The following is a 12,930-nucleotide window of genomic DNA, read 5'->3' as shown; positions in this document are numbered from 1 at the left end:
CCCAAAGATCACAGGATTGGGGGCTGTGACAGGGCATAAAGGTGGGAATAGAGAAATGAGCGTGCAGGAAATTCTTGTCATCAATGGACCGAACCTGAACCTGCTTGGGCAGCGTCAGCCGGAAATCTATGGCTATGACACCTTGCAGACGATCGAGGAAAAATGCGTTGAACTGGCAAGGGAGTTGAATGTTTCTGTGCGTTTCGGCCAGTCCAACCACGAAGGCGCGATCATTGATCTGATCCATGAGGCGCGTCTGAAATCAGCTGCGATCATCATCAATGCCGGTGCCTATACCCATACATCTGCCGCCATTCATGATGCGCTAAAAACCTTTGATGGCTATATCATCGAACTGCATATTTCCAATCCGCACGCCCGCGAGGAATTCCGCCATAAAAGCTGGATCAGTCCGGTGGCCGATGCGGTGATGGCCGGTGCAGGGGCTTATGGCTATGAACTGGCGACGCGCTTGGCCGCCGAGAAAATCAAGGCCAAGTAAACAGCGCCTGAATAAGTCAGTCATATATTCAATTTTTACTGAGATATCTGATATATTTGATTTGAAAAATCACGACACATGTCAGGATCAAGGGCAGCGAAAGCTGCCCTTTTCTTTTGCGATACAGAAACCGGGATAAGGTCAGGCTTCGTCAGACCGCACTGCGCGAGCGCAGGGCAGCGGCAAGGGTGCCGTCATCAAGATAATCAAGCTCGCCGCCGACCGGCACACCATGGGCAAGGCGCGTGACCTTGACCCCGGTTTCAATCAGCCGTTCGGTGATGTAATGGGCGGTGGTCTGGCCATCGACCGTGGCGTTGGTGGCAAGGATCACTTCATTGACCCCGCCATTGCGCACCCGATTGACCAGCTGATCGATTTTAAGATCATCCGGGCCGACCCCATCAAGCGGCGAAAGTGTGCCGCCAAGAACATGATATTGCCCCTTAAACGCCGCACCGCGTTCAAGCGCCCACAGGTCCTGGACTTCCTCGACCACGCAAATCATATCGGTTCCACGATTGTGATCGGCACAGATATGGCAAGGATCGGTGACATCTATATTGCCGCAATTGGCACAGGTGGTCATGGCCGCTGCTGTTTCGTGCAGGGCATCGGCCAGCGGGATCATCAGGGTTTCGGGTTTCTTGAGCATCTGCAACACCGCGCGCCGTGCCGATCGCGGGCCAAGGCCCGGCAAACGCGACAGAAGCTTGATCAGATTTTCGATTTCCCGTCCGGTCATGGTGATCCCGTATGTGGTGTTAGGTTTCTGATCTTGTATCAAAAACAAAGGGCGGCGCAATGCCACCCTTTGTCGCGCACTTCAAAAGTGCCTATCAATCCGGCCCTGTCGGTCGATCAGAATGGCAGTTTGAAGCCTTCCGGCAGGTTCATGCCGCCGGTGACGTCTTTCATCTTTTCCTGAACGGCCGCCTCGACCTTGACCTTGGCGTCGTTATAGGCCGCCACGATCAGGTCTTCGAGAACTTCGGTGTCGTTGGGGTCAACGATGCCTTTATCAAGCGAAAGGCCGCGCATTTCGCCTTTGCCATTAAGCATGACCTTGACCATGCCCGCACCGGACTGGCCTTCGACCTGGAGTTCAACCAGACTTTCCTGCATTTCCTGCATTTTCGTCTGCATTTGCTGGGCCTGTTTCAGCATCCCTGCAAGGTTCTTCATAGCTCGTCGTCTCCTTCGAGATAAAATGCGTCGTCATATACTGAACCGCTTTCGTCTTCTTCACCTTCGGACAATTCCTGTCCGGGTGGCAGATGGACGGCAACGATTTTTGCGTTTGGCAAACCGTCAAGCACGGCTTTGACCACCGGATCCTGCGAGGCATCAGCCTTGCGCTGTTCAAGCGCCTCGAGTTCCTGTTCCTTTAACGTCGGTGCCCCTTCCTCGCGTTCGGAAACACTGACCAGCCAGCGATGCCCGGTAAGGGCATTCATCGCCTTGATCAATTGGGTCGAAAGGTCTGAGCGCGCACCCCGTGCCGGGCGGAATTCGATCCGGCCCGGTTCATATTTCACAAGATGCATATAGTTTTTAACCTGCATGGCAATGCCGGTTGTTTCACGGTCCTTGGCAAGAAGTTCCGCAACCTCGGCAAAGCTTTCAGGCATTTTGGCATAGACGACCTGCTCGACCTGTTCGGGTTCGCCAAGCGGATCGGGACGGCGCTGTGCAACGGCGGTGGCACCACCACCATTGACCACCTGCATGCGCGGGCCCGGACCACCAGAACCGCCGCCATTACCACCACCCTGCGGGGCGTTACCGGCACCGCCATTTGCCATATCCTGACGCAGTTTTTTGATCAGATCACCGGGCGATGGCATTTCTGCGGCATAGGCCAGACGGATCAGGATCATTTCGGCGGCCTGAATGGGCGAAGGCGCGATGCGCGTTTCTTCAAGCCCCTTAAGCAGCATCTGCCATGCACGGGTAAGCTGTGGCATTGCCAATTTGGCGGCAATTTCCTTGCCGCGTTCGCGTTCGATCTGCGACACGCCGGGATCATTGGCCGCCTCAGGCGAAAGTTTCACACGGGTCAACCAATGGGTCAGGTCGAGCATATCCTGCAACATTACGGCCGGATCGCCACCCAGTGCATATTGTGCGCTCAAAAGCTCAAGCGCCTCGTTGATTTCGCCCTTCATGGTGAAATCAAACAGATCGAAAATGCGTGACCGATCCGAAAGCCCCAGCATGTCGCGGACTTGCTGGGTGGTGACCTTGCCTGCGCCATGGGAAATGGCCTGATCAAGCAAGCTCATACCGTCACGCACAGACCCATCGGCGGCACGCGCGATCAGGGCGACGGCTTCTTCCTCGATCTCGGCCTTTTCGAGCCCGGCAATGCGGGTATAGTGGGCCGCGAGTTCGTCGGTCTGAACACGGCGCAGGTCAAAACGCTGACAGCGCGACAGAACCGTGATCGGAATTTTGCGAATTTCGGTGGTCGCAAAGATGAATTTCACATGCTCTGGCGGTTCTTCAAGCGTTTTAAGAAGCGCGTTGAACGCGCTTTTCGAGAGCATGTGCACTTCGTCGATGATGTAAATCTTGTAGCGGGCCGATGTCGGGCGATAGCGCACACCTTCGATCAGTTCGCGAATGTCATCAACGCCGGTCCGCGACGCGGCATCCATTTCCAGAACATCGACATGGCGGTCTTCGGCAATCGCACGGCAATGTTCGCACACACCACATGGCTCGATGGTCGCCGAACCCTTGCCATCGGCACCGATACAGTTCAGCGCACGCGCAATGATACGGGCCGTGGTGGTTTTACCAATCCCGCGCACCCCGGTCAGAACGAATGCATGGGCCAGACGCCCGCTTTCAAGGGCATTTGACAGGGTTTTGACCATCGGACCATGCCCGATCAGCTCGTCAAAGGTTTTCGGGCGGTATTTTCGCGCAAGAACCTGATACTCGCTTTTGGGCGCGGCGTCGGTGGCGTCACATTTTACCGGCGCAGATGTATCTGCGGCTGCAGATGCGTCTGGCGCGGGGGCGTCACTTTCGGGCATGTCCTGATTGGCGGTATCGATCTGATCGCTCATTCATCCGGTCCGGATTGTTGTAATCTTGTTCGGTTTTAGCAGCTTCGCGACCGTATGGGAAAGACCAAGTGGGAAATTTCCCATACAAAAAATCACATGCCCGAAGATGTAAGGCACATGACAAAAAACAAGGGGATGTCGGGGGGATTGAAAAGGGTGAGAGACTGAACAGCGACCCGGAAAAACTCGTTACGGCTGCTACCTTCCGGTCCTGACCGGGTTGGCGAGCGGTCCGTCCACTGCCAGCCTCTCGCCCCCTATATCGCGCAAGGTGTTCCAAAACGCAAGAGAAGATGCCCGAAAATTTCAGATCGCTATTGATCAATCAGCAATAACAACGCCTTGTCTTGGCGTTGTGCTTGCAACAACATTCTCCGGATTGCGGTAACTGCCGATTTTTCAAGACCTTCCACCGGAAGATCGAGAATCCTTAGCAATCGGAAGATATCATTCTCCGACAGATATCCGGCTTGGGCTGGAATTTGACCAGCACTTGCGATCAACGGGGCTTTGAGTTTCTTGAATATCGACTTGTCCAGAGGGCGCCCCCGCGCCGGATTGGGGAGGGGATTGGTCGTTAAACTGTCCGTTGGTACAAAATCAAGACATTGCCCAAGCTGTCTTCCAGATAGGGCTCCAAGATCGGACGTCGCAGAGAAACAGTGAATTGCTGATAAAAAAGCGCCATAGATCGTACCGCTATCCTCAATCACGGTTTTGGTATCGACCCGCAGGGCGCGGATAATCGGCGGGTGTATTGGGTCGGTGCATATGGCAAGCAGATCAGAACGTTGCCTCCCGGATGGCAGGCCAAGGAATGTCGCCATCTCGCGGTGCAAAATGTCTGGTGAAAAGCAATATGCGAGATGGCGTATGGTCATGGGTCTATGACTTCACTTACCGACAATTGTCCTGCGTACCATTTACGACGTTTTGTCTGTTCTGCTGTGCGAAGGCTGATACGGCGGCCTTGGCGTCATCTGCACTGACGCCTTCTGGCTGGATGATACCCCAATGCCCCTCAGGGTCATTATCAAACAGCGCGGTATAGCCTTCCAAACCAGCAACGGGACCATGTGCGCCGACATCAGGTTCACCATCGAGGATGACCGTGAACCGATAGTTACACGGTTTCAACACCGGAGCCAGTTGGGGATGAATGAAGTTGGACAGAGTTGGGTTGAAGCTGAACTGACCGGGCGAAAGGGTTGCATTGCCATTGGATTTGGCATCTACACCGCGATAAATATCGACATCGGCTTGTGCCGTTCCACCAAGAAGCGTCAGCAAAACAAATGTGCCAATCGAACATGTTGCGGCAGACGTCAGTTTTTCAAACATGAGTTTTCCTTTCAGGTTGCATATCTTGCAGGAAAACCGACGGAGGCATCCATTTGATGTGACCAGATTTATGGCATGATCCAGATAATCTGGCCTGTATATGGTTGCCTTTTGACAAAGCGCCGCTAAGTTTTGAACAGCCTTCCGACCGCTTTTGAGACCCGGCAGATCAACTTTGATAATCAGAAATTGAATGGATCAGATGATGGCACGACAATTTTACGAATCCATCGATCTTGATCGTGACGCGCTGCTGCGCAAGACCGAGAACTGGCAGCAGATTCTGTTGGCCGAAGAATCGCTTCGCATCGTTATTTGCCATGCCGGTGATCCGCTTTTTGCCTGGCCCGAGGAAATGGATGCCCATGAACTGGTGGTGCTGGGCGCACCGGCAATCCCGCATCTTGATGTTGATCTCAATGGCGGGCACTGGATTTATATCGGGCGTGATGCACAGGGGCCGGTGATTGCGGTTGATATCGCCCCCGTCATGCCCGAACGCGACGATGCGGTGCGCGCACTGGGCGGCGGGTTTGGCGACATGCGTAGCCGGATGGCCGCCCTTTCAAGTGACGAAGCGGCCTTGGCCGCACAGGCACGCGCCATTTTCAACTGGCATCGCGGGCATCAGTTTTGTGGGGCATGTGGTCATCCCAACCGGATCGAAGAGGCCGGTTACAGATTGCAATGTTCAAACCCCGCTTGTGGCAAGGCTCATTTTCCGCGAACCGATCCGGCTGTGATCATGCTGATCCATCATCAGGATCACGTATTGCTGGCCCGGTCCCCACAATTCATGCCCGGCATGGTATCTGTGCTTGCAGGCTTTGTTGAGCCGGGTGAAACCCTTGAACAGGCGGTTGCACGGGAGGTCCATGAAGAAGTCGGTGTCCGGATCAAGCGGCCCCAATATGTGGCATCGCAGCCCTGGCCGTTTCCCGGTTCCCTGATGTTGGGCTTTGTCGCCGAAGCCGAGACAACCGAGCTTTTCCCCGATCAGGAAGAGATCGAATTTGCCATGTGGGTGCATCGCGAAGAGGTCGCAGCACTTCCGCAAAAGGGAATTAATTTGCCGCGACCGATCTCAATTGCGCGATTCCTTCTGGAAAACTGGTGCGCGCGACGCATATAGAAAGTGACAGCACAAGGTGAACGGGTAATCCCCCGGATGTTTTTTGCCGCAGTGCACATTTTTGGGAACAACGTCGCAGGATAAAAGCCCTTGGGAAAAATGCGTGTAAAATCGAACGTGCTGGCAGTGTTTCTGGCATTTTGCGCGTTTTATTTTTTCCCCGGAACCAACGCGGTAAGGGCTGCTGACCCGATAATTGTCAAGGTCGGTGCCTATGAATACGGGGTTGTCTATTTCTATCAGGATGGCAAGGCAGGCGGTATCGTTCCCAAACTGATCAATCTGCTCAACGGATTGCAGGATGAGTATCAATTCCAGCTGGCAGAGACATCTTCACGTCGCCGATACCAGGCGCTGATGAATGGCGAGCTTGATCTTGTGTTGCTTGAAAGTGCGCAGTGGGATTGGCCGGATTACGATGTTCATTACTCTGATCCCATCGTCCGGGAAAAAGATATCTATCTGGCGCTATCGAACCGGACAGATGCACAGGAACTGTTTTCCGATGTAACCGCACATCGGATGCTGTGCGTTTTGGGGTTCCATTACGGCTTTGCAGACTACAATGGCGACCCGGAATATTTGCGCAAGAACTTCAATGTGTTGCTGCGGTATAACGAAGCTGAAGTTCTGGACGGACTTTTTGCCGGCGAAGCACCGATTGCCGTCGTGTCAGCCGGATTTCTGGCCCGTCAGTTTGTCCAGGATCCCGGAATGCGTAATCGTCTGGTGATCGCAGGCAAACCCGATGCAACCTATGATCTGGTTTCGGTGCTGTCGAAAGATTCAGCGATTCCGCTTGATGCCTTTAACAAGCTGGTTGCCGAACTTATTGCCAGCGGTGAAGTCGAACGTCTTTGGCGTCAGCTTCACATTGGCGTATCGGGCTAAATCCCGTCCAGTGGCGGGATGCGCGCGATGACATTCCGGCGCAATGTTTCAGGACGTTCACGCCAGGCGACAATGCCATCATCGCTATCGGCATAACGTGTGGCAAGATCACAAAGATCATCAATCATGGTTTCAGGATCGACATTGCCATAGACATATCCCCACTTACCCGAACCATTGAGCGCAACCGAGCAGCCCGATTTGCAATTGGTCAGGCATTCGGCCGGACGCAGATCAAACGGAAGATCACGCTCGGCACAAAGTTCAACCATCCGGTCAAACAGCATTTTGCCGTGACGCGGATCGGTTTGCGCGTCGGCATTCGAGGCCGTGCAGGTGATGCAAATATTCAGGCGTGGTTTGGTGGTCATCAAATCAATCTTTTTGTGGCGAGGTTTCTGGTCGCGCGTCAAGCGGGGCGCGCATCCAATCAGCTTGCGGCGGTCTCGGTCAAGTCATCTTCAAGATTTTGACTGACATAATCCTGTATGGCGGCCGCCAGTTGGCGACTGACCAGCGGATGTGAATTTTCTGCAAGCATCACGGCAACCCCGACCGCAGGCAGGGGCGGGAAACCATCGCGACTGTCAAGAATCTGGAATTCATCGGTGACACTTGCCGCAGCAAGGGCGGCGACCCCAAGCCCGTCTCGGACCAGATGTAAAAGCGATGCGGCCTGACGGGTGGTGGCAAACAGGTTAAAAGGCTTGCCGGATTTTGAAATGGCATCAATTGCCCAAGCATGAAATTTGCAGTCCTCGGCGGGCAATACCAGTGGCAGCGGATCAAGTTCATGCTGGCGATGAACGGGCGAGGTCACCCAGACACCGGGCTCGTGACGCAGGAAATAGCCTTCCTCGCCCATGGCGGATCGACTGACCAGCGAGATATCAAGTTCCCCCTGATCAAGCATCCGTTGCAGCAAGATGGTCGGATTGACCGAGACAAAGAAAGTCGCGTTGGGAAATACGTTGCGGATACCGCGCAGAACGACCGGCAGGATTTTCTGGGCATAATCATCGGGGCAGCCAATGCGGATCGGCCGGGTCGCATCCTGTGTGCGGAGCTTGCCCATTGCCTCGTCCTGAAGAGACAGGATGCGTCGCGCATATCCGACAAAGGTGATGCCATCATTGGTCAGAAGCACATTGCGCCCGTCGCGTTCAAACAGCTTGTTATCAACCAGCTCCTCAAGTCGCTTCATCTGCATCGAAAATGCCGATGGCGTGCGCCCGATGCGATCAGCGGCACGGTTGAAACTGCCGCATTCGGCAAAGGCAACAAAACTGCGAAGCAGATCGGAATCCATGGCCTCTTCCTTTGATCAGAATTTATGATCAATTAATTTGAACAATTGGGTCAAAACTATTCGATTGTTTGAAATTCATCCAGCGGCAAATATCGCACCTGGCCGGCCAATGCTTTAACGCGAATGCTTTTGACGCATGTGCCACAAGGAATTTCATGATGATTTTGAACGACTATCTGATGTCGGGGAACGGATATAAAGTCCGTTTGCTGCTTTCCATGTTGGGTCAACCGTTTGAGTATGTCGAACGCGACATCATGAAGGGTGAAACCCGTACACCGGAATATCTGGCAAAGATCAACCCGAACGGAAAAATTCCGGCCCTTGTGCTTGATGATGGCCGGGTACTGGCCGAAAGCAACGCCATTCTGGGCTATCTGGCCGAAGGCACCAATTTCATTCCTCATGACAGGTATGAGCGGGCTGAAATGATGGGGTGGCTGTTCTTTGAGCAATATGACCATGAACCCAACGTTGCTGTCCTGATTTCCTGGTATGAGATCAAGGGGCTGCCGGAAAATGCCGATATCCTTGAACCGATGAAACAGGCCGGTGCAAAGCGTGCGCTTGATCTGATGGAAAAGCGGCTGTCTGGGCATAACTGGCTGGTGGGCGAGGCCCTTACGATTGCTGATATCTCGCTTTATGCCTATACGCACCGCGCCGAACTTGGAAAAATCAGTCTTGCGAACTATCCGGGCATTCGGGACTGGCTTGCCCGGATCGAAGCATTGCCGGGTTATGTTCCGATTACCTGGACCCCGTAATCTGGACTGAAAAAGGGCCACCACCGGCAGGAAATCCACCCGCTTCCGGGGGAATGGGGGAAGGAAGACTTCCCCGCCTGTGGTGGCCAGATACCCCGATGCGATTAAGGGGAACATCGGGGCGGCGGTCATGAAATCACGCGGATTTCAAAATTTGTTCGGGCAAAAGCGGATCGGTTTGCACGGCTGAACTTCTGGCCTTGAAGCGGTGATAGGCATCAAGCACCATTGGTGCGTCTTCGAGCATCCCTGTGCCGCCGGGCATGGCGTTAAGATAATGCAGGATCGGCATGATCATCATGTCAGGCAGGGTGAAACGTTCCCCCATGATCCAGCCATCGGCATAGGCCTTATCAAGCACCGAAAGATCATGACGGATCACATCGGCAAGTCTGGTCATTTCGGTGGCAAATGCGGGATCATGACGGCGCCGATGATCGGCAAAGACCATCGGAATGACGAAATTGCGAATGATGTTCTGATCCAGTCGTGTCATCGCCAGACTGATCCACTGGTTCATGCGCGCGATCTTTTGCGCCGGGACAGGCCGCAAAAGCGGGCCGGGGAAATGATCGTCGATATAACGGCAAATAGCCGCCGTCTCATAAAGCACGAATGATCCATGTATCAGCACGGGCACCTTGCCAAACGGGTTGTGGCGCAACACGGTCGGCGTTGCATTCTGGCCCGGTGTCTGGACATTGCGGCTGGTGAATTCGAACGGGATTTCCTTTTCAAGACAGGCAATGCGAACCGTGCGGGTCAGGTTGCTGCGCGGCATTCCGACAATGATTACGTCTGACATGATGGGCGTCCTTTGCTGCTTGCTTGGGGCTTTGTTGCCCGTCGCATTGGGCGGGAATTGAAAACCGAACTTGCAGACAGGATTGCCAAGCACATAATATGTTCAAGAACATATTATTGGCCTGTGCCATAGTTCCGCTTGGTCAATCCTCAGACCACCAAACGGAGATCAAAATGCCCTATAGCCCCGCGCATAAACCAAAGACCCGGATCCGTATCGTCAATGCGGCAACCGCATTGTTCAAAAAAGCCGGATTCGAAAATGTGACGATTGATCAGGTGATGGCTGCAGCCGGGCTGACGCGCGGCGGCTTTTATGCCCATTTCAAGAACAAGGAAGACCTGTTTGTCGCCTGTGTGGAGAACGGCATGTCGTTGCTATCCTCGCCGGTTCTGGCCGAACTTCGCAAAGCCGAAAGGCGTGGCAAAGACTGGGTGACGACCTTTGCGACCTTGTATCTGTCGCGCCTGCATGTTGAAAACCCCGACAAGGGATGTGTTTTGCCAACCCTGTCGGCCGAAGTTTCGCGATCAGGAGATCGTGCAAGGGAGGCTTTTTCCCGGTTGATTACCGATGCAACTGAAAAGCTCGCCTGGAAGCTTGCCAAGGAGGATGATGTGCCGGGGATTGATCGGCACATCAATATTGATGCCGGGGCAAAGTTGGACAATGTGCCCGAAAATTACAAACGGGATTCCGCGGCTATGCTGGCGATGATGGTTGGTGCTGTCGTCCTGAGCCGGGCGGTGGATGACCAAACAGCCGATCAGATATTGAACGCCACGCGCGATACCATCCTCAATAACCGGCAGGCTGACGGGGTTTCGTCGCAAAATGCGCAGAAAACGGCCTGATCAGTCAAAGAAACCGGCAAGGACTTCGGCATAGATCGTAACAAGGTTTTCGATGTCATCGACCATGGCGTGTTCATCGACCTTGTGCATGGATTGCCCGACCAGACCGAACTCGGCGACTTCGGTATATTTCTGAATGAAACGGGCATCGGATGTGCCGCCTGTGGTGCTCATCTCCGGGCGCTTGCCAGTGACTTTTTCCGAGGCATCGGCAATCAGATTGGCGAGTTTTCCGGGATTGGACAAAAATGCCTCGCCCGAGATTTTGACCTTAAGCTCATGCGCACCAGCATGTTCGGTACAGGTTTCTTCAATCCATTTTTTCAGATCAGCGCCAGTGTGCTGATCATTAAAGCGGATGTTAAAGGCCGCGCTGACCTTGGCCGGAACCACGTTGGTTGCGGCATTGCCAGCATCAACGGTGGTGATTTCAAGATTGCTGGGCTGGAAGTGATCGGTGCCCTGATCAAGTTCACGGGAATTGAGGGCATCAAGCGTTCTGATCATGCGCGGTACAGGGTTATCTGCCAGATGCGGATAGGCAACATGGCCCTGTGCCCCAAACACGGTCAGCCAGCCGGTAACAGAACCCCGGCGACCGACTTTCATCATTTGGCCCAGATATTTTGGGTTGGTCGGTTCGCCAACCAGACAGCAATCAAATTTTTCGCCTTCCTGATCGCACCATTCAACCAGCTTGACAGTACCATTGATCGCATCGGCCTCTTCGTCGCCGGTGATCAGGAACGAGATGGATTCATCGAAATCCGGATGTGCCGCCAGAAAGGCATCGACGCCCCCGACAAAGCAGGCAATGCCGGTTTTCATATCAACTGCCCCACGCCCGAACAGGCGGCCATCAATCACCTCGCCGCCAAACGGGTCGACGGTCCAGGCGTTGGTGTCACCCGCGGGGACTACATCGGTGTGGCCGGCAAAGCAGAAATTGCGTCCCTTGGTGCCCAGACGGGCATAAAGGTTATCAATGGCATCACTGCCATCGCCGTCAAAGACCTTGCGTTTGCAGTCAAAGCCGCGTGCTTCAAGCGCCTTTTGCAAGACATCAAGCGCACCAGCATCCGCCGGGGTGACAGACGGGCAACGGATTAGTGACTGGGCAAGTTCAAGGGCGGCAGACATCGGGCAATCTCTTGTTCGGTTTCTGACCGGTTGTTATGCGGTCAGGGTGTTTGTGCGAAAAAGGGCAAAACGAACTAGCCGTTTTGCCCCTTATAGATCATCAATGTTGCGCAGAACAGAAATCAGTCGCGCAGCAATTCATTGATCGAGGTCTTCGAACGGGTCTTTTCATCAACACGCTTGATGATGACCGCGCAATAAAGGCTCGGCCCCGGGGTTCCGTCCGGAAGCGGTTTGCCCGGGATGCTGCCCGGAACAACGACCGAATAGGCCGGAACGCGGCCGACAAAGGTTTCGCCGGTGGTGCGGTCGATGATCTTGGTCGATGCGCCGATAAAGACACCCATCGAAATGACAGCACCTTCTTCGACGATAACGCCTTCGACGATTTCCGAACGTGCGCCGATGAACGCATTGTCTTCGATGATGACCGGTCCGGCCTGAAGCGGTTCAAGAACGCCGCCGATACCCGCACCACCTGACAGGTGAACGTTTTTACCGATCTGCGCACAGGATCCAACGGTTGCCCAGGTATCAACCATCACGCCGGTATCAACATAGGCGCCAAGGTTTACAAAGCTTGGCATCAGGACAGTGCCCGGTGCGACATAAGCCGAGCGGCGAACGATGCTGCCCGGAACGGCGCGGAAACCGGCCTGTTTGAACTCGGCTTCGCCCCAGCCTTCGAATTTGGAAGGAACCTTGTCCCACCAGTTGGTGTTTTCGCCCGGGCCACCTGCGATGGTGGTCATGTCATTAAGGCGGAAAGACAGCAGAACCGCCTTTTTGGCCCACTGATTGACAACCCATTTGCCGCCGGTCTTTTCGGCAACGCGCAATTCACCGCGATCCATGGCATTAAGCGCCTGATCAACTGCTTTGCGAATTTCGCCCTGGGTGGCGGAGCTGATTTCGTCGCGGTTTTCCCATGCGACGTTAATCACGCCTTCAAGTTCAGTTCTGTTCATTTTCGAAGGTCCTTGCGGTCAGCCTAAATCTGTCGGGCGGAGAATGGTCAATGCAGCCCATGAAGTCAACTCCGCCAGTTTGCGTAGAAGCGCCCGTTTCGGGCATTTCTCCGTTCCTGATCCCTTTGCGCGATAGACATAGCG

General features: G+C 54.2%; 15 protein-coding genes and 1 other RNA gene. 5 read left to right on the top strand and 11 right to left on the bottom strand.

Annotated elements, in window-relative coordinates; all coding sequences use genetic code 11:
* Positions 1 to 55: 55 nt before the first annotated feature.
* Positions 56 to 502, top strand: a complete 447-nt coding sequence (aroQ, locus tag ACTU44_RS00315) for a type II 3-dehydroquinate dehydratase (protein WP_114096124.1) — start codon at positions 56 to 58, stop codon at positions 500 to 502.
* A 151-nt stretch (positions 503 to 653) separates the two neighbouring features.
* On the opposite strand, the gene recR is transcribed toward aroQ, so the two are convergent.
* From recR to ACTU44_RS00285, 6 genes are all read right to left on the bottom strand, one after another.
* Positions 654 to 1,247, bottom strand: a complete 594-nt coding sequence (recR, locus tag ACTU44_RS00310; RefSeq protein ID WP_462096377.1) for a recombination mediator RecR — start codon at positions 1,245 to 1,247, stop codon at positions 654 to 656.
* 116 nt (positions 1,248 to 1,363) lie between these two features.
* Complete coding sequence (locus ACTU44_RS00305; RefSeq protein ID WP_114096122.1) at positions 1,364 to 1,687, bottom strand: YbaB/EbfC family nucleoid-associated protein; 324 nt, start codon at positions 1,685 to 1,687, stop codon at positions 1,364 to 1,366.
* Complete coding sequence (locus tag ACTU44_RS00300; RefSeq protein ID WP_462096376.1) at positions 1,684 to 3,579, bottom strand: DNA polymerase III subunit gamma/tau; 1,896 nt, start codon at positions 3,577 to 3,579, stop codon at positions 1,684 to 1,686. The genes ACTU44_RS00305 and ACTU44_RS00300 overlap by 4 nt, the downstream gene beginning before the upstream one ends.
* Positions 3,580 to 3,735: 156 nt before the next feature.
* An RNA gene (ffs, locus tag ACTU44_RS00295) (signal recognition particle sRNA small type) lies at positions 3,736 to 3,830 on the bottom strand.
* 63 nt (positions 3,831 to 3,893) lie between these two features.
* Positions 3,894 to 4,460 (bottom strand): hypothetical protein, encoded by a 567-nt coding sequence (locus ACTU44_RS00290; RefSeq protein ID WP_462096375.1) that lies wholly within the window; start codon positions 4,458 to 4,460, stop codon positions 3,894 to 3,896.
* A 16-nt stretch (positions 4,461 to 4,476) separates the two neighbouring features.
* A complete protein-coding gene (locus ACTU44_RS00285; RefSeq protein ID WP_336079395.1) occupies positions 4,477 to 4,920 on the bottom strand; it encodes a hypothetical protein in 444 nt (147 codons plus the stop codon).
* A 193-nt stretch (positions 4,921 to 5,113) separates the two neighbouring features.
* On the opposite strand from ACTU44_RS00285, the gene nudC reads away from it, so the two are divergent.
* Positions 5,114 to 6,052 (top strand): NAD(+) diphosphatase, encoded by a 939-nt coding sequence (nudC, locus tag ACTU44_RS00280; RefSeq protein ID WP_336079393.1) that lies wholly within the window; start codon positions 5,114 to 5,116, stop codon positions 6,050 to 6,052.
* A gap of 90 nt (positions 6,053 to 6,142) precedes the next feature.
* A complete protein-coding gene (locus tag ACTU44_RS00275) occupies positions 6,143 to 6,943 on the top strand; it encodes a hypothetical protein (protein ID WP_462096374.1) in 801 nt (266 codons plus the stop codon).
* Here ACTU44_RS00275 and ACTU44_RS00270 read toward each other — a convergent pair.
* Positions 6,940 to 7,314, bottom strand: a complete 375-nt coding sequence (locus ACTU44_RS00270; RefSeq protein WP_114096813.1) for a DUF1636 family protein — start codon at positions 7,312 to 7,314, stop codon at positions 6,940 to 6,942. The genes ACTU44_RS00275 and ACTU44_RS00270 overlap by 4 nt on opposite strands.
* A 59-nt stretch (positions 7,315 to 7,373) precedes the next feature.
* Positions 7,374 to 8,252 carry a LysR family transcriptional regulator gene (locus ACTU44_RS00265; protein WP_114096117.1) on the bottom strand — a complete coding sequence of 293 codons (879 nt, stop codon included), beginning with the start codon at positions 8,250 to 8,252 and terminating at the stop codon, positions 7,374 to 7,376.
* A gap of 155 nt (positions 8,253 to 8,407) precedes the next feature.
* On the opposite strand from ACTU44_RS00265, the gene ACTU44_RS00260 reads away from it, so the two are divergent.
* A complete protein-coding gene (locus tag ACTU44_RS00260) occupies positions 8,408 to 9,019 on the top strand; it encodes a glutathione S-transferase family protein (RefSeq protein ID WP_462096373.1) in 612 nt (203 codons plus the stop codon).
* 136 nt (positions 9,020 to 9,155) lie between these two features.
* Here the strand turns inward: ACTU44_RS00260 and ACTU44_RS00255 are convergent, their stop codons facing one another.
* The gene (locus ACTU44_RS00255; protein ID WP_462096372.1) at positions 9,156 to 9,824 is read right to left on the bottom strand and encodes a glutathione S-transferase family protein; all 669 of its coding nucleotides are present in this window, start codon (positions 9,822 to 9,824) and stop codon (positions 9,156 to 9,158) included.
* 173 nt (positions 9,825 to 9,997) lie between these two features.
* Here ACTU44_RS00255 and ACTU44_RS00250 point away from each other — a divergent pair, with 173 nt between their 5' ends.
* A complete protein-coding gene (locus ACTU44_RS00250; protein ID WP_462096371.1) occupies positions 9,998 to 10,678 on the top strand; it encodes a TetR/AcrR family transcriptional regulator in 681 nt (226 codons plus the stop codon).
* Here the strand turns inward: ACTU44_RS00250 and dapE are convergent, their stop codons facing one another.
* Together dapE and dapD are read right to left on the bottom strand one after the other, a co-directional pair.
* The gene (dapE, locus tag ACTU44_RS00245; protein ID WP_462096370.1) at positions 10,679 to 11,818 is read right to left on the bottom strand and encodes a succinyl-diaminopimelate desuccinylase; all 1,140 of its coding nucleotides are present in this window, start codon (positions 11,816 to 11,818) and stop codon (positions 10,679 to 10,681) included.
* A 122-nt stretch (positions 11,819 to 11,940) separates the two neighbouring features.
* Complete coding sequence (dapD, locus tag ACTU44_RS00240) at positions 11,941 to 12,786, bottom strand: 2,3,4,5-tetrahydropyridine-2,6-dicarboxylate N-succinyltransferase (protein ID WP_114096113.1); 846 nt, start codon at positions 12,784 to 12,786, stop codon at positions 11,941 to 11,943.
* Between the last annotated feature and the right edge of the window lie 144 nt (positions 12,787 to 12,930).

The organism is Thalassospira sp. SM2505, from assembly GCF_054901115.1.
Note: the sequence above shows the minus strand (reverse complement) of the source record. Positions and strands in the feature narration are given on the sequence as shown.

Coding starts and splice junctions, on each gene's coding strand:
- aroQ (WP_114096124.1), top strand. CDS start 56: ATGAGCGTGCAGGAAATTCTTGTCATCAATGGACCGAACCTGAACCTG.
- recR (WP_462096377.1), bottom strand. CDS start 1,247: ATGACCGGACGGGAAATCGAAAATCTGATCAAGCTTCTGTCGCGTTTG.
- ACTU44_RS00305 (WP_114096122.1), bottom strand. CDS start 1,687: ATGAAGAACCTTGCAGGGATGCTGAAACAGGCCCAGCAAATGCAGACG.
- ACTU44_RS00300 (WP_462096376.1), bottom strand. CDS start 3,579: ATGAGCGATCAGATCGATACCGCCAATCAGGACATGCCCGAAAGTGAC.
- ACTU44_RS00290 (WP_462096375.1), bottom strand. CDS start 4,460: ATGACCATACGCCATCTCGCATATTGCTTTTCACCAGACATTTTGCAC.
- ACTU44_RS00285 (WP_336079395.1), bottom strand. CDS start 4,920: ATGTTTGAAAAACTGACGTCTGCCGCAACATGTTCGATTGGCACATTT.
- nudC (WP_336079393.1), top strand. CDS start 5,114: ATGGATCAGATGATGGCACGACAATTTTACGAATCCATCGATCTTGAT.
- ACTU44_RS00270 (WP_114096813.1), bottom strand. CDS start 7,314: ATGACCACCAAACCACGCCTGAATATTTGCATCACCTGCACGGCCTCG.
- ACTU44_RS00265 (WP_114096117.1), bottom strand. CDS start 8,252: ATGGATTCCGATCTGCTTCGCAGTTTTGTTGCCTTTGCCGAATGCGGC.
- ACTU44_RS00260 (WP_462096373.1), top strand. CDS start 8,408: ATGATGATTTTGAACGACTATCTGATGTCGGGGAACGGATATAAAGTC.
- ACTU44_RS00255 (WP_462096372.1), bottom strand. CDS start 9,824: ATGTCAGACGTAATCATTGTCGGAATGCCGCGCAGCAACCTGACCCGC.
- ACTU44_RS00250 (WP_462096371.1), top strand. CDS start 9,998: ATGCCCTATAGCCCCGCGCATAAACCAAAGACCCGGATCCGTATCGTC.
- dapE (WP_462096370.1), bottom strand. CDS start 11,818: ATGTCTGCCGCCCTTGAACTTGCCCAGTCACTAATCCGTTGCCCGTCT.
- dapD (WP_114096113.1), bottom strand. CDS start 12,786: ATGAACAGAACTGAACTTGAAGGCGTGATTAACGTCGCATGGGAAAAC.